This window comes from Oceanobacillus kimchii X50 (assembly GCF_000340475.1).
In the GTDB taxonomy this organism is placed as follows: Bacteria; Bacillota; Bacilli; order Bacillales; family Amphibacillaceae; genus Oceanobacillus; species Oceanobacillus kimchii.
In genome coordinates this window covers 3,726,894-3,743,191 of record NZ_CM001792.1, presented here as the reverse complement: position 1 = coordinate 3,743,191, position 16,298 = coordinate 3,726,894, and the positions used below count along the sequence as shown (strand labels likewise).

Annotated in this window: 18 protein-coding genes; 17 read left to right on the top strand and 1 reads right to left on the bottom strand. The window is 34.5% G+C overall.

The window, feature by feature from the left end; translation table 11 throughout:
- Positions 1–531 precede the first annotated feature (531 nt).
- The 12 genes from rpmH (at position 532) to C794_RS18940 (ending at position 11,343) form a co-directional block, all read left to right on the top strand.
- Positions 532–666: a 50S ribosomal protein L34 gene (gene rpmH, locus C794_RS18995; RefSeq protein ID WP_011067894.1), complete on the top strand. Its 135-nt coding sequence runs from the start codon at positions 532–534 to the stop codon at positions 664–666.
- A gap of 129 nt (positions 667–795) precedes the next feature.
- Positions 796–1,161 (top strand): ribonuclease P protein component, encoded by a 366-nt coding sequence (gene rnpA, locus C794_RS18990; protein WP_026133863.1) that lies wholly within the window; start codon positions 796–798, stop codon positions 1,159–1,161.
- Positions 1,162–1,224: 63 nt separating this feature from the next.
- Positions 1,225–1,983: a membrane protein insertase YidC gene (gene yidC / locus C794_RS18985; RefSeq protein WP_017798762.1), complete on the top strand. Its 759-nt coding sequence runs from the start codon at positions 1,225–1,227 to the stop codon at positions 1,981–1,983.
- 15 nt (positions 1,984–1,998) lie between these two features.
- On the top strand, positions 1,999–2,616 hold the full coding sequence (gene jag, locus C794_RS18980) for an RNA-binding cell elongation regulator Jag/EloR (RefSeq protein ID WP_017798761.1): 618 nt from the start codon (positions 1,999–2,001) through the stop codon (positions 2,614–2,616).
- A gap of 149 nt (positions 2,617–2,765) precedes the next feature.
- On the top strand, positions 2,766–2,957 hold the full coding sequence (locus C794_RS18975) for a YozQ family protein (RefSeq protein ID WP_017798760.1): 192 nt from the start codon (positions 2,766–2,768) through the stop codon (positions 2,955–2,957).
- A gap of 359 nt (positions 2,958–3,316) precedes the next feature.
- Entirely contained in the window at positions 3,317–4,693 is a 1,377-nt protein-coding gene (gene mnmE / locus C794_RS18970; RefSeq protein WP_026133862.1) for a tRNA uridine-5-carboxymethylaminomethyl(34) synthesis GTPase MnmE, read from the top strand.
- Positions 4,694–4,717: 24 nt separating this feature from the next.
- The gene (gene mnmG / locus C794_RS18965; RefSeq protein ID WP_017798758.1) at positions 4,718–6,607 is read left to right on the top strand and encodes a tRNA uridine-5-carboxymethylaminomethyl(34) synthesis enzyme MnmG; all 1,890 of its coding nucleotides are present in this window, start codon (positions 4,718–4,720) and stop codon (positions 6,605–6,607) included.
- A 66-nt stretch (positions 6,608–6,673) separates the two neighbouring features.
- The gene (gene rsmG / locus C794_RS18960) at positions 6,674–7,390 is read left to right on the top strand and encodes a 16S rRNA (guanine(527)-N(7))-methyltransferase RsmG (RefSeq protein WP_017798757.1); all 717 of its coding nucleotides are present in this window, start codon (positions 6,674–6,676) and stop codon (positions 7,388–7,390) included.
- 205 nt (positions 7,391–7,595) lie between these two features.
- On the top strand, positions 7,596–8,468 hold the full coding sequence (noc, locus tag C794_RS18955) for a nucleoid occlusion protein (RefSeq protein ID WP_017798756.1): 873 nt from the start codon (positions 7,596–7,598) through the stop codon (positions 8,466–8,468).
- Positions 8,469–8,627: 159 nt separating this feature from the next.
- Positions 8,628–9,401 carry a ParA family protein gene (locus tag C794_RS18950; protein WP_017798755.1) on the top strand — a complete coding sequence of 258 codons (774 nt, stop codon included), beginning with the start codon at positions 8,628–8,630 and terminating at the stop codon, positions 9,399–9,401.
- Complete coding sequence (locus C794_RS18945) at positions 9,382–10,206, top strand: ParB/RepB/Spo0J family partition protein (RefSeq protein WP_017798754.1); 825 nt, start codon at positions 9,382–9,384, stop codon at positions 10,204–10,206. The genes C794_RS18950 and C794_RS18945 overlap by 20 nt, the downstream gene beginning before the upstream one ends.
- A gap of 432 nt (positions 10,207–10,638) precedes the next feature.
- A complete protein-coding gene (locus C794_RS18940) occupies positions 10,639–11,343 on the top strand; it encodes a DUF554 domain-containing protein (protein WP_017798753.1) in 705 nt (234 codons plus the stop codon).
- Positions 11,344–11,513: 170 nt separating this feature from the next.
- Here the strand turns inward: C794_RS18940 and yyaC are convergent, their stop codons facing one another.
- Positions 11,514–12,137: a spore protease YyaC gene (gene yyaC, locus C794_RS18935; protein WP_017798752.1), complete on the bottom strand. Its 624-nt coding sequence runs from the start codon at positions 12,135–12,137 to the stop codon at positions 11,514–11,516.
- Positions 12,138–12,222: 85 nt separating this feature from the next.
- Here yyaC and C794_RS18930 point away from each other — a divergent pair, with 85 nt between their 5' ends.
- The 5 genes from C794_RS18930 (at position 12,223) to rpsF (ending at position 16,294) form a co-directional block, all read left to right on the top strand.
- Positions 12,223–13,251: a YkvI family membrane protein gene (locus C794_RS18930; protein WP_017798751.1), complete on the top strand. Its 1,029-nt coding sequence runs from the start codon at positions 12,223–12,225 to the stop codon at positions 13,249–13,251.
- Between the two features lie 26 nt (positions 13,252–13,277).
- Entirely contained in the window at positions 13,278–14,249 is a 972-nt protein-coding gene (locus C794_RS18925; RefSeq protein WP_017798750.1) for a mechanosensitive ion channel family protein, read from the top strand.
- A 44-nt stretch (positions 14,250–14,293) separates the two neighbouring features.
- The gene (locus C794_RS18920) at positions 14,294–14,497 is read left to right on the top strand and encodes a DUF951 domain-containing protein (protein ID WP_039819694.1); all 204 of its coding nucleotides are present in this window, start codon (positions 14,294–14,296) and stop codon (positions 14,495–14,497) included.
- A 217-nt stretch (positions 14,498–14,714) separates the two neighbouring features.
- A complete protein-coding gene (gene ychF, locus C794_RS18915; protein ID WP_017798748.1) occupies positions 14,715–15,815 on the top strand; it encodes a redox-regulated ATPase YchF in 1,101 nt (366 codons plus the stop codon).
- A 191-nt stretch (positions 15,816–16,006) separates the two neighbouring features.
- Positions 16,007–16,294, top strand: coding sequence for a 30S ribosomal protein S6 (gene rpsF, locus C794_RS18910; protein WP_017798747.1), 288 nt, complete (start codon positions 16,007–16,009; stop codon positions 16,292–16,294).
- Positions 16,295–16,298: the final 4 nt, after the last annotated feature.

The window sequence follows — 16,298 nt, the reverse complement described above, 5'->3', positions numbered from 1 at the left end:
CATTAATATCTTTTATCTATGTATCAAAACATAGATGACCAACTTAATTTGTAAAATAAATTACTGTGGATAACAATATAAGAGCATAATAAGCTTTAAAAGAATTATAAACGTTATCCACACCTCTGTTGAAAACATTATTAACGAGGGTTGGATAAATATCCACAAATTATCCACATTGTGTGTATAAGTCAAAAGGTTGATTTCTGTTTCCACAGGTTAAAACATAAATATAATACCAAATAAAGAGCAGAAAATCAATGGGTTTTACATGGTTATCCACATATTCAATCGCTTGTGGTCAAAAGTTATAAACAGCACTATATTTTGTGATTAACTTGTAAATTTCTTGTGTGGATAATTAATTCTAAGAAAAAAATAGCAAACAAGAGCTGTGGATAAAAGAGGATTTAAATAGTGGTTGACAAGTAGTTTGTTTTTTTCGTATAATGTCAAGGACTGTCTAAATTGATTAGTTATAAGATGAAAGAGTTTAAATATGAATTGAATTCTCCTAGGAGGTGCATAGACATGAAAAGAACATTTCAACCAAATAATCGTAAACGCAAAAAAGTTCACGGCTTTCGCGCACGTATGAGCACTAAAAATGGACGTAATGTACTAGCTCGTCGTCGTCGCAAAGGACGTAAAGTATTATCTGCATAAGCCACTGAAAAATCAGTGGTTTTTTTTCTGTTATAGATAGATTTTAGGGGTTACAAAGCATATAAATGGATACATACTAATAAATAAGTACAAGCTTAGGCGGTTTAATGTGGGTAAAAGGTGATGACGTTGAAAAAACAATATCGTATAAAACAAAATGAAGAATTTCAATATACATTTAAAAAAGGTCATTCTTTCGCGAATCGGCAATTGGTAATATATTATCGGAAAATAGATGATCAAAGCCATTTTCGAGTAGGTCTTTCTGTAGGAAAAAAAATTGGCAATGCCGTAGTGAGAAATAGAATAAAACGTTGTTTACGTCAATCATTTCATGAACTAGAACCGGATATAAAACCAGCCTTTGACATAGTTATAATTGCTAGAAATCCAACTAAAAACATGAATTGTGGAGAAATCAAAAAAAGCTTATCTCATCTTTTATATAAAGAAGGATTACTTAAAAATACAAGAAGTAAAACAAGTTTAAGATAGAATAATGTATACAATTAAGCTAGAATAACAAGTAAGCAAGGAAAGCGTTAAGGAGGAAAAACGTTGCGTAAAAAATTTGGAATTATAGTTGCTTTAATAGCACTAACGATGTTACTTTCAGGTTGTACGGAAATTAATGAACCGATAACACCTGATAGTGATGGTATTTGGAATACAATTTTTGTATATCCAGTTTCTTGGTTAATTACGGCAGTAGCAGGGATATTTAATGAAGGTTATGGACTTGCTATTATTATCGTTACTATATTTGTTCGTTTATTACTTATGCCATTAAATGTAAAACAAATTAAGAGTTCTAAGGCGATGCAAGAAATTCAACCAAAACTTCAAGAAATTCAAAAGAAGTATACTTCTAAAGATGCAAATACGCAGCAGAAGTTACAACAAGAAACAATGGAATTATTCCAAAAAAATGGAGTTAATCCATTAGCAGGGTGTTTACCAATCTTGGTACAGATGCCTATATTTGTTGCCATGTACCATGCGATTATGCGTACACCGGAAATTAGTACACATAGTTTCTTATGGTTCCAATTAGGATCACCAGATTATATTTTACCTATATTAACTGCATTATTTACGTTCTTACAACAGAAAATGATGATGTCAACAAATTCATCGATGAATAGTAATCCGCAAATGAAATTACAAATGCAGATTATGCTATACGTAATGCCGATTATGATTGGTGTAATGGCATTCTTCTTCCCAGCAGCGTTGGCATTATACTGGGTTACAGGTAACGTATTTATGGTATTCCAAACGCTTCTTATTAATAAGCCAATGATGGCTAAAAAATAATGGAGGGGAAAGATAGTGAGAGAAGTAACTGCTAGCGGTCAATCAGTTGAAGAAGCAATTCAATCTGCATTAGCTCAATTGAATGCAACTAGAGATCAAGTAGAAATTGATGTCATTGATGAAGGAAAAAAAGGTGTACTAGGCATCTTTGGATCTAAACGCGCAGTTGTTAAGGTTTGTATAGCGAAAGATCCCGTGCAAGAGACGGAAAAATTTATAAAAGAAGTAACTAGCAACATGAATCTCTCTATCGATTTAGATACCACTGTTGATGGAAATCACGTCACTTATACTATGAGTGGTGATCAAATCGCAGTATTAATCGGTAAACGAGGACAGACATTGAACTCCCTTCAATATTTAGTCCATTTGGCGATTAACAGACAAAGTGATACTTACTATACGGTAACGCTTGATGCGGAAGGCTATCGAGGTAGACGAAAAGAAACATTGGAAACATTAGCTTCTCGTATGGCGGATAAAGCTTTAAGAACTAAAAAAACGGTTGTTTTAGAGCCAATGCCAGCATTTGAACGTAAAATCATTCATAGTATTTTACAAGACCAAAAAGATATTTCGACGTATTCAGATGGTGTGGAACCCCATCGACATATTGTAATTAAACCATCATGATAGCATAAAAAATTTGTTATAAAAACCGGCCAGTAATCTAGATATTATATTTGGATTAATTGACCGGTTTTTTGAATGAAAAAATATAGTGTAATACCTACGCTTTTCACACATATTAAACCTATCTCGTATAAAGAGAGGGTGAATAAATGGTGTCAGATAAAAAAACGGAACGATCTAAAAGCGTCGCTGATAAAACATATCAGTATTCCGATTATTATAAAGATGATCAACTATCTCAAGGAATGGCAACATCGCATGAACAAGTATCGGATACGTATATGGAAGGTACAATTGACGATCAACAACAGAAACATGAAAAATTACCGAGAAAGAAATAGAAACTTTAAAAACATCCTTTATAATAAAGGGTGTTTTTAATTGGTAAAAAAAAGTTAATCTCGGTTATTTATCCACATGTGTATAACTTTGGTATGAAAAGGTAACAAATTATTGATGTGGATAAGTTTATTTTTTTATGTAATTGTGTTATTCTAGTTTGTTAGTGACAACAAATATAATGATGTGATTTTAATAGATATAGTAAGACTATTATCAATGGGAATGTTTATCTCTTATTGATGGTTTAGCGAGACTTATTATGGTGTGTACGTGCCGTTTGCTCCCAAGGATGAGAGTTTGTACGGACGATTATTCATCGTAGTAAGGTAGTCGACAATGTGTGGAGGTGACAAAAATGTTGGATACAGATACAATAACGGCGATATCGACTCCTGTTGGGGAGGGCGCTATTGCAATCGTTCGTTTAAGTGGGCCAGAAGCAATTGCAATTACTTCACAAATATTTGAAGGTAAGAATCTACAAGAGGCTCCTTCACATACGATCCAATATGGAAAAATAATTGACCCTAGTACGAACGAGGTTGCAGAAGAAGTCATGGTTTCTGTTATGCGTGCACCAAAGACATTTACACGTGAAGATGTGGTAGAAATCAATTGTCACGGTGGTATGGTTGCTGTTAATCGTGTGTTGGAAATTATTTTAGCAAAAGGTGTGCGTTTAGCAGAACCGGGTGAATTTACGAAACGTGCGTTTTTACACGGAAGAATTGATTTATCTCAAGCAGAAGCAGTGATGGATTTAATTCGTGCAAAAACAGATAAGGCAATGTCTGTTGCATTAAAACAGATGGATGGACGTTTATCCAAACTAATTCAGAAGTTGCGCCAAGAATTGTTAGAAACAGTTGCTCATGTAGAAGTAAATATTGATTATCCTGAATATGACGATGTAGAAGAAATGTCGCATGCAATGATGAAGGAAAAATCAAAGGAAGTTCGGGATGAATTAGATAAACTTTTACAAATAGCCCAACAAGGGAAGATTTTACGCGAAGGTTTGTCTACTGCTATTATTGGTCGTCCAAACGTAGGGAAATCATCTTTAATGAATACGCTTGTGCAAGAAAATAAAGCAATCGTAACAGAAATACCAGGAACGACACGTGATATAATTGAAGAATATGTCAATGTGCGAGGAGTTCCATTACGTTTAGTAGATACTGCAGGAATAAGAGAGACTGAGGATATCGTAGAGAGAATTGGTGTCGATCGTTCGAGACAAGTGTTGAAAGAATCGGATTTAATTTTATTTGTGCTTAATTATAATGAACCATTATCTGAGGACGATATGAAATTATTTGAAGCGGTAGATGGATTAGAATATATTGTGATTATCAATAAAACAGATTTACAGCAACAATTGGATTTAGATAAAGTGCGTGAATTTGCAAAAGAAAGACCAGTTGTTACTACTGCTTTACTAGAAGAACAAGGAGTAGATGAGCTTGAAAAAGCCATTGCAGATACGTTCTTTACCGGGGATATAGATACTGGTGATATGACGTATGTGTCCAATGCCCGTCATATACAGCTACTAAAACAAGCGAAACAAGCTTTGGAAGATGCGATGGAAGGTATTGAATTAGGAATGCCGATGGATATCGTTCAAATTGATGTGACAAGATCATGGGAGTTCATGGGAGAAATCATCGGTGATACTGCTAGTGATAGCCTAATTGATCAGTTATTCTCGCAATTTTGTTTAGGAAAATAAATTTTATGGAAAGGAAGAGAAAACATGACCTATAATGCAGGTAATTATGATGTCATCGTTGTTGGTGCTGGCCATGCGGGAGTAGAATCAGCATATGCTGCTGCTCGTATGGGAGCAAAGACGTTAATGTTGACACTTAATTTAGATATGATTGCTTTTATGCCATGTAATCCATCTATTGGTGGTCCTGCCAAAGGGATCGTTGTTCGTGAAATTGATGCGCTTGGTGGAATTATGGGTAAAGTAATTGATAAAAGTTATATTCAAATGCGTATGTTGAATACAGGTAAAGGTCCAGCAGTGCAAGCATTGCGTGCACAAGCGGATAAGCCGATTTATATGAAAGAAATGAAGCATTTAATGGAAAATGAGGAAAATCTTACTATACGCCAAGGTATGGTAAATGAATTAATCGTCGAGGATGGGATCTGTAAAGGTGTTATTACAGAAACACATGCAGCTTACTATGCAGATTCTGTTATTGTAACGACTGGTACATTTATGCGAGGAAAAGTATTAATGGGGGATCTCGAATATGAAAGTGGTCCAAATAATCAACGCGTTTCGATTAAATTATCCGAGGATCTCGAAAAACATGGATTTGAGTTAACTCGTTTTAAAACTGGTACGCCACCAAGAGTTAATAGTCATACCATCGATTATTCAAAAACAGAGATACAGCCAGGAGACGACAATCCGAAATCATTTTCTTATGAGACTACGGAGCAAATAACGGATCAAATCCCTTGTTGGTTAACGTATACGAATGAATTTACCCACCAAGTGATTAATGATAATTTAGGGTTATCTTCGATGTATTCTGGGATGAAACGTGGAACGGGTCCTCGTTATTGTCCTTCTATTGAAGATAAGATCGTGCGTTTTAATGATAAACCACGTCACCAAATTTTCTTAGAACCAGAAGGAAGAGATACCGAGGAAGTGTACGTTCAAGGACTATCTACTTCATTACCAGAAAGTATCCAGCATAAAATGATTAAATCCATTCCTGGATTGGAAAAAGCAGAAATTATGCGTGCCGGTTATGCGATTGAATATGATGCAGTAGTACCAACTCAACTATGGCCGACTTTAGAAACGAAACGTTTGCCAGGATTGTTTACAGCTGGTCAAATTAATGGTACTTCTGGATATGAAGAAGCCGCTGGACAAGGATTAATGGCAGGAATGAACGCTGCAGCGAAGTCATTAAATAAAGAACCTATTATTTTGGATCGTTCACAAGCTTATATCGGTGTTATGATCGATGATTTAGTTACGAAAGGGACTAATGAGCCTTATCGCCTGCTAACTTCTCGAGCGGAATATCGTTTATTATTACGACATGATAATGCTGATTTGCGCCTCACAGAAATCGGGTATGATTATGGTCTGATTACCGAGGAACGTTATCAACGATTTACCAATAAAAAACAGCAAATTGAAGAAGAAAAGAAACGATTAAACAAAATTATCATTAAACCAACGGAAGATATTAAACAAATCATGGAAAATGCTGGAGCATCCCGCTTAAAGGAAGCAATAAAAGCGTATGATTTAATGAAGCGTCCAGAACTATCTTATGATATCGTTGATCAAATGATAGAAAGTAATTTGGAACTCTCAGAAGAAGTGAAAGAACAGGTCGCTATTCAAATCAAATATGAAGGATATATTAAAAAAGCAAAAGAACAAGTAGAGCGAATGCTTAAAATGGAAGATAAGAAGATACCTGAGCATATTGATTATGATGTAATTAATGGAATAGCTACAGAAGCAGTGGAAAAACTGAAAAAAGTACGTCCACTCTCTGTTGGACAAGCATCACGTATATCTGGAGTAAATCCTGCTGATATATCAATATTACTTGTGTATATTGAACAAGGAAGTATTGCGAAAGTAGCAAATGATTGATTATATAGCGGCGCGTCACAAGTATGCGTCGCTTTTTCCTTATAAAAGTAATTAAGGGAGGATCTCATGAAACCAGAACAATTTGTACAAGCATTAAAAGAAAAGGGAATAAATTTATCTGAAAAACAAATAGAACAATTTTCCATTTATTTCCAAGAACTAGTAGAATGGAATCAAAAAGTAAATTTGACTGCAATTACTGATCAAGAAGAAGTGTATGTTAAGCATTTTTATGATTGCGTTACAGCTGCATTTTATCATGATTTTAATCAAGAAATTTCTATTTGTGATATTGGGGCAGGAGCGGGATTTCCAAGTATTCCTTTAAAAATTGTCTTTCCTCAATTAAAAGTTACCATCGTGGATTCCTTGAAAAAAAGAATTACATTTCTAAACCATTTAGCAACAAAATTAGAATTATCAAATGTTGCATTTTATCATGACAGAGCTGAAAATTTCGGAAAAAATAAAACGTTTCGTGAAAGTTTTGATATAGTAACAGCTCGTGCGGTAGCGCGCATGTCTGTATTAAGTGAGCTTTGTTTACCACTTGTTAAAAAGAATGGTGTATTCATTGCGATGAAGGGTGCGCAAGCAAAAGATGAATTAGAAGTTGGAAAACCTGCTATTGAATTATTAGGTGGGGAAGTAGAAGAAATCCATACGTTCTCTTTACCAATAGAAGAAAGTGAAAGATCGATTATAATAATTTCAAAAAAACGTCAAACACCGAAAAAATATCCACGAAAAGCAGGCTTACCAAACAAAGAGCCAATAGAATAAGACAAAAAACTAATATTTAATTATCACTTCTTGTATTCTATTATATACTTTTTCTTCGATAGATATGGTAAAATAGGTTTAGCTAAGATAAGTGAAAAACGTAATGTAATCTAAAAATTCATAAAATGTTTCACGTGAAACATTTTTACATAGATATTATATTGAAGATTTATAGTTTGTTAAATTTTGAAGGTGGTGTCAAGAATTGGTGCATCCTTTTAATCGTATATTTGGAAAGAGTGAAAAGGAGAATATCGATACGGATGAAGTAGAAAATCAGGTAGAATATTCTGCTGATGAGGTCATTCAAATAAATGTAGATAACATTCATCCAAATCGTTATCAACCACGTACAATCTTTCAGGAAGAAAAAATTAAAGAACTTGCACAAACCATCCATACACACGGGATGATTCAACCTATTGTTGTTCGAAAGTTAGAGGAAGAAGATTCATATGAATTAATTGCAGGAGAGAGAAGATGGCGTGCAGTTCAACATTTAGGTTGGGAGCACGTATCTGCGATTATTCGAGATATGACAGATACGGAAACTGCTTCTGTAGCACTCATAGAGAATCTACAACGAGAAGAACTAACTGTAATTGAAGAGGCAGTTGCTTATGCTAAATTATTAGAATTACATTCATTAACACAAGAAGCACTTGCACAAAGACTAGGGAAGAATCAATCGACGGTTGCCAATAAACTAAGGTTATTAAAACTTCCTGAAGAAGTACAAACAGCCTTATTAGATAAAGCAATATCAGAAAGACATGCCCGAGCACTAATTAAGCTAAAACAAGAAGATCAACAAATAGCTGTTTTACATGAAATATTAGAAAAAGGTTTAAATGTAAAACAAACAGAAGATCGAATCGTACAAATGAACGAACCAAATGACAAGAAAAAACCAAAACCGAAGTTTAAAGGTGTAAACAAAGACATACGAATCGCGATGAATACGATTCGTCAATCACTTAATATGGTTTCTGATACAGGTGTAGAAGTAGAATCAGATGAAAAAGAGTTAGATGATTACTATCAAATAACGATAAAAATACCGAAAAAAAATCAATAGAATTTATTATTTTTATAGCAGCACTATGCAACCCATCTACGTTAATAAGATGGGTATTTCTTTGCTATTGATATTACAATTTCGCTAAATTCGTAGATTTAATAGTCGCAGTTCTTTAATTAGTGGTAATATAGTTTATATAGTTAGGTAGGTGTCAACATGGGTAAAATAATTTCCATCGCAAATCAAAAAGGTGGCGTAGGGAAAACAACTTCATCTGTGAATTTAAGTGCTTGTCTGGCATCTTTAGGAAATAAAGTATTACTAGTTGATACAGACCCACAAGGGAATGCGACAAGTGGTGTCGGTGTAAACAAAGCAGATGTTAGTCAATGTATTTATAATATTCTCGTAGAAGATGCTACAGCGGAAGAAGTAATTGTTCATTCAGAGATGGAGCAATTAGATATTATTCCTGCGACAATTCAGCTTGCAGGGGCTGAAATAGAGTTAGTACCAATAATCTCTAGGGAGATTCGCTTGAAAACAGCTTTAGAAGCAGTGAAGGATCAATATGATTTTGTTATTATTGATTGCCCTCCTTCTTTAGGACTGTTAACGATTAATGCGTTAACTGCTTCGGATACAGTGATAATTCCTGTACAGTGTGAGTATTATGCATTAGAAGGTCTAAGCCAGTTATTAAATACAATAAGACTTGTACAAAAGCATCTTAATCAACAATTAATGATCGAGGGTGTCTTATTAACGATGCTTGATGCACGTACAAACCTTGGTATTCAAGTAATTGAAGAAGTGAAAAAATACTTTCAGGATAAAGTCTATCAAACAATTATTCCTAGAAATGTCCGTTTAGGAGAAGCACCGAGTCATGGATTACCAATAATCTCTTATGATCCTAAATCTAGAGGAGCAGAGGTTTATCTTGATCTAGCGAAGGAAGTGATGGCTAATGGCGAGAGGGTTAGGTAAAGGATTAGACGCATTAATACAGCATAGCGGCGATGAAGTACAAGATATTGATATTCAGTCCTGTCGACCAAATCCATATCAACCAAGAAAAACATTTCATACGGATTCAATTGAGGAATTAAAAAATTCTATAAAAGAATATGGAATTATACAACCAATTACAGTACGAAAAAGTATAAAAGGTTATGAAATTGTTGTTGGCGAAAGACGCTTCCGTGCTGCAAAAGAAGCTGGGTTAAAAACAATACCAGCGGTCGTGAAACAGTTAGATGATGATAAAATGATGGAAATTGCGTTGTTAGAGAATTTACAGCGTGAAGACCTTACTCCAATCGAAGAAGCACAAGCATATGCTAATCTTATTGAAGAATTAAAGTTAACCCAGGATGAATTATCCAAACGATTAGGCAAAAGTCGCTCTCATATAGCAAATATGGTGCGCTTATTATCTCTACCAGACCAAGTAGTTGCCTATATTAATAATGGAGAACTATCGATGGGTCATGGACGAGCTTTATTAGGATTAAAAAAGAAGGAATATTTACTTCCACTAGTACAACGAATTCGTAAAGAAAAATGGAATGTACGACAAGTTGAAAAAGCAATCGTAGAGATGAATGAAAAACCAGCAAAACCAAAAGAAAAGCCAAAAAGAGATATATTCATTCAAGAGCGTGAATCTGCATTAAGAGATGTATTAGGAACTGCTGTACATATCCATAAAGGGAAACGAAAAGGGAAAATAGAAATAGAATTCTACAATGACGATGATTTAAATCGTATTATTGAGTACCTTGATAAATAAAAGTAATTGTAATATCGTAATTTGATTTAATAGGCGCTTTCCGCGGGGACTTCCTCAGCTAACTTGGAAAAGAAAGTACACTTATCCAAGTTTACTTTTTAGAAGGAGCTGTCCCTACTGGAATCGTCTATTTTTCTACATGCATTACAAATACTTATAAGCTATCAATAATTGTTACATAATTAGACAAAATGTTTCACGTGGAACATTAGGAGAAAGAGTCAATGATGACATCGAAATATCTATGTCATAGAACAGGTAGGAGACACTCAGAGTTATTTTCGAATGACTTTTAGCTTTGCATACGGATAATCGTTAAATTATTATAATATCTTTAGTAACCAAGTTATAAATATTTTATGTTACATAATTAGACAATTGTTTCACGTGGAACAATGTTATAAACATCAATGATAAATAGGAGAAGAATATATGGTCTTACTTGGTACAGTAGTAAATGGAATATTAATTGTAATTGGAAGTATTCTTGGCTTATTTTTTACGAAAATCCCCGAAAAGTATAAAGAAACTGTGATGAATGGAATAGGCTTAGTAGTTTTCCTTATAGGTTTACAGATGGCATTTGAAACAGATCAGATTATAATCGTATTACTAAGTTTGCTTACTGGAGCTTTAATAGGTGAAGCTATAGGGTTAGAAGAGCGCTTGAATCAACTGGGTGAATGGGTGGGCAATAGAGTATCAACAAAGAGTGAAGAAACGAGTATAGCTCAAGGTTTTGTTACGGCTTCTTTAATATTCTGTATTGGAGCAATGGCGATTATCGGTGCATTAGATAGTGGAATTCGTGGTGATCATGAAGTATTGATGACGAAGGGTGTCATTGATGGATTCACATCGCTTGTGTTAACGACTACTTTAGGTTTTGGAGTCATTTTATCGGTTATCCCAGTTGTCGTATACCAAGGTTTAATCGCTTTATTTGCAACACAAATTGAAAATTGGGTATCACCTGTGTTCCTAGATGGATTAATTATTGAACTGACAGCAGTAGGGGGATTATTAATCGTAGCAATTGGATTAAATCTATTAAATATAACAAAGATTAGAATTGGAAACCTCCTCCCTTCAATTGGGACAGTTATTATTATTTATAGTATTGTGCAATTTCTTTAGATAGAAAGAGCTCGAGAGAATTGTATTTATTTTTAATAGCGTATTAAGTAAATTTATGCTGCTGAAAGCTCTAATTTATCCTACTCATAAAAATTCGATTCTGTTGCACTGGCATGCAGTGGGGATGAACGAGCATGAACGAGCCCTCCATTGCATGCTAGTTTTACTTTCTATATTATTTCTGGGTTTGATTTTTCTTTACGTGCTTGAATGACAGTAGGAATCCGAACGTAAGTTAATTGATCATCAATATCTTCTAAGATGCCAGATACTTGTTTTGCCATGTCCATCACCACAGATAATCTTGTGTTTTGTAAAATAGAATGTTCCATAAATCCACTGACATTTACTACTCCCGTAATACTTATATCCCCAACAGCTGGTAATGTTTTATTTAAGGCTGTTCCTGGCTGTAAGGACTTCTTTTCAGTGATAATGTGTCCAATTGATGTACTACGGCCGAGACAAGCATCTATGGCGATAATAAACGGGTTATTGTGTAGCTTATAAATTCGTTCCAATGACTCTTCTAAATTTACTGCGTGTACAGGCTCATGAATCGTACCATAAACTCGTATATGCCTTGGTTTATATGTTTCAAAATACATACCAGTTAATGGACCTAATGCATCTCCGGTAGAACGATCTGTTCCGATACAAACAGCTACATACTCACGAGGCTGATATGGAAACCAATTCATAATATGTTGGCACATCAATGAAGGTAAATTATTTTCTTTATAATGTAACCTTAATAATGAAGATTCTTGGCCAAATCGTTGTTTTAGATTCATAGCTTATCCTCCAAAATCATATTGGTATAGTATACGGCTTTTTTGTTCGAACTATACGTGTAAATTATGAATTGGAGGAAACTATATGTGGAGATCATGCCTAAAGTGGATAACACTCATTTTAGGAACAACGATAGGAGCAGGTTATGCTTCAGGGAGAGAGCTTTGGCAATTTTTTGGCCATGAAAGTGGACTAGCTATTGTACTGTTTGCTATATTTTTTTCGATTTGTTGTATTGTTATTATGCAAATTAGTTATCGTTTGCAATCAACAAACTATTTACCGGTTTTAAAAGAGATAGTAGGAGAGAAATTAACAAAAGCATTCGATTTATTAATCATGCTGTACTTATTTACAACTACGATGATTATGATCGCTGGGAGCGGTGCTACAGGTCAAGCGTTTAATCTACATTATAGTTGGGGTATAGTGTTAATTGTAGTCATTCTTGTTTTGTTATTTAGAAAAGGAATTAATGGATTATTAACGATCAATCAATTTATTTTACCGATATTAATAGGAGGGTTGCTTTTAGTATTATTGAAATTTACAGTTGACCAAGATCTCCACTTACTTTCCCATTGGGAGGAACAGAGGAACTGGATGGCTGCCTTTCCATTTACAGCTTTGAATATCTTACCGCTCATTGCTGTATTGGGAGCTATTGGTAATAAAGTAACGAGTCAAAAAGAAATCATAATATCTTGCATTGGAAGTGGACTGGCTTTAGGGGCGGTATCTTATATCTATAACAATAGCTTAATTCAAATAGCAGATGAAATTATATTATATGAAATCCCTTTGTTTGCCATTCTAAAACATTATCCATTAAGTATGGTAATCATTATGTCCATTCTGTTATGGTTTGCTATATTTACAACAGCTGCATCGGGTGTTTTAGGAATTGCTACAAGGGTACAGTACTATATCCAAAAGCCAATGTACTTGATTGTTTTGGTAACATTAATTATTATGATACCACTTACTACTTTTGGATTTTCAAACCTTATTAGTGTTTTATATCCTATTTATGCCATATTAAATCTCTATGTATTGGCAAGACTATTACTTTATCCTGTGTGGGGAATAGTAAATAGACATAAAAGAACATAGACAACGGGAGAAGGAGTTAGGTAGCAATGGATTTTTTGAATCGACAATGGGAAAGACTTTGGAATTACTTAAGTAATCCAGATTTATGGGTAGGAATATTTCAAGGTGCTTTACAAATTGTAGTAATTATTTTACTAGCTTTATTGATTGTAAAAGTTACGAGAAAATTTGTAGATAAATTCTTTGTTCAACGACAATCTGGTCCTATTCGAATTACGGAACGAAGAGAAAACACATTAAAAAAACTAATTAAAAATGTCGTTGCATATGTCGTTTATTTCTTAGCGATTGTAATGATTTTAGGTGTATTTAACTTTGAAATTGGACCATTACTTGCTGGTGCAGGGGTAGCAGGTTTAGCTATTGGTTTTGGCGCTCAAAACCTTGTTCGAGATATTATCTCTGGATTTTTCATTATTTTTGAAGATCAATTCTCTGTAGGAGACTATGTAGCAGTGTCTGGAGTCGAAGGTACTGTAGAAGAAATTGGATTACGTACGACAAAAATACTTAGCTGGACTGGGGAATTAAATGTGGTTCCTAATGGGAATGTGACGCAAGTAACCAATTATTCTATTCATAATGGATTAGCTATTGTTGATGTGAATATTCCTTATGAAAGTGATGTTTATGAAGCAGAAAAAGTAATTGAAGAAGTTGCTGCAGAACTACCAAATAAATATGAATTTCTACTAGAAGTTCCCCAAATTATTGGTGTTCAAAGCTTGGATGTTTCGCATTATGTTATTCGAATTATTGCAGATACATCTCCTGGATTCCAGTGGGCAGCTGAACGTAATATTCGTAAAGAACTTCAAGATAAATTATTTAAGTCTGGTATAGAGTTGCCAGCATCTAGAATCATTATGTATTCAAAAGAAGAAAAAGAGCGTTTAACAATCGATCGAGATCAAATTCGCGGTGTACAAGGACGAGAAGTATCTAAAGGTGAAGTACGAAGTGAACTAGAACGTTCTAAAGCACGTGATGATGAATAATGCGTAATGAATTGCTATAATGGTAAGAAAAAAAGGAGATACGCATGATGGAGAAAGAATTCGGCCTAAATGATGTTGTCCAAATGAAAAAAGCACATCCTTGTGGAGAAAATCGTTGGAAAATTATTCGAATGGGGATGGATATTCGAATTAAATGTTTAGGATGCCAACATAGTGTGATGATTCCTAGAAGGGATTTCACTAAAAAAATGAAGAAAGTACTAGAAAAAGGAAATAACCAGGGATAAATAATTAGATAAAATTGACTAAAACTGTAGTTAAATAGTATAATAGGTGTATATAGAGAAATGTTTTTTAAAAATGTATTAGGGTAAAGCAAAAACGGGCGTGGATTCATGCCTGTTTTTGTTTTTTACTTGCTTGTTTTTTTTATGTCTAATATCTATAATTGGATTAATGAAAGCCTTCATATGAATGGAATCCTTAAGGAGTGGAAAAAGAAGTATGGCATTAACAGCAGGAATCGTAGGTCTTCCGAATGTTGGAAAATCAACACTTTTTAATGCGATTACACAAGCTGGAGCAGAAGCTGCAAATTACCCATTTGCAACGATTGATCCAAATGTAGGAATCGTGGAAGTACCTGACGAACGATTAAATAAATTAACCGAACTTGTAAATCCAAAGAAAACAGTACCTACTGCATTTGAATTTACAGATATAGCAGGAATTGTTAAAGGCGCTAGTAAAGGTGAAGGCCTTGGAAACCAGTTCTTATCTCACATTCGTCAAGTAGATGCAATCTGTCAGGTTGTTCGTTGCTTTGAAGATGAGAATATTACGCATGTTTCTGGTAAGGTGGATCCGATTGATGATATCGAAATTATTAATTTAGAGTTAATTCTAGCAGATTTAGATACTGTTAATAAGCGATATCAGCGTGTAGAGAAGCTAGCTCGACAAAAAGATAAAGACGCTGTAGCAGAACAAGCAGTATTAGCTATAGTGAAAGAAGGATTAGAAAATGATAAGCCTGTTCGTGCATTAGAGTTTTCAGAAGAGCAATGGAAAATTGTGAAAGGCTTGCATTTACTAACTAGTAAACCAACATTATATGTTGCAAATGTGAGTGAAGATGAAGTCTCTGATCCAGATGGAAATGAATATGTACAAAAAGTAAAAGCGCATGCTGCAGGTGAAAATGCAGAAGTAATCATTGTTTGCGCTCGTATTGAAGAAGAAATTTCGGAATTAGAGCCTGAGGAAAAAGAAGAGTTCCTAGAGGATTTAGGAATCGCAGAATCTGGCCTAGATCAACTTATTAAAGCATCGTATAATTTACTTGGACTAGCTACGTATTTTACAGCTGGAGAACAAGAAGTACGTGCGTGGACATTCCGTAAAGGCATAAAGGCCCCACAAGCAGCAGGAATTATTCATACGGACTTTGAAAGAGGGTTTATTCGTGCAGAAACCGTATCTTATACAGATCTTGTTGATGCTGAAAATATGGCAACAGCACGAGAAAGAGGAAAAGTAAGACTAGAAGGAAAAGAGTACATCGTACAAGATGGAGATGTTATTCATTTCCGATTCAATGTATAATAGTTGATAAACCAAGAAATTCCCATTTAAAATAGCGTAAATTAGTTTTTCGAACACTTGTCAAGGAATACAACATTTGATATAATACTACATTGTGGGTAATTAGAATTTGATTATTCCTTGCTCTTATGAGGATAGTAAGCATACTTTCCGATAATGAGGGCCGCTAAGACCAAAAGGAGGTGTAACGGATGAGAAAATACGAAATCATGTATATCATCCGCCCAGACATAGAAGAGGAAGCGCAAACTGCTTTAATCGAGCGTTTCAACACAATTCTAACTGATAATGGCGCGGAAATTGATAAAGTTGACGAAAAAGGCAAGCGTCGTCTTGCATACGAAATCAACGATTACCGTGATGGATACTATGTAATTCTTAACTTTAGAAGTGGTGAAGAAGCAATTAATGAATTTGACCGCTTAGCGAAGTTCAGCGAAGACATTATTCGTCATATGGCTATTCAAGATGAACAATAATAAG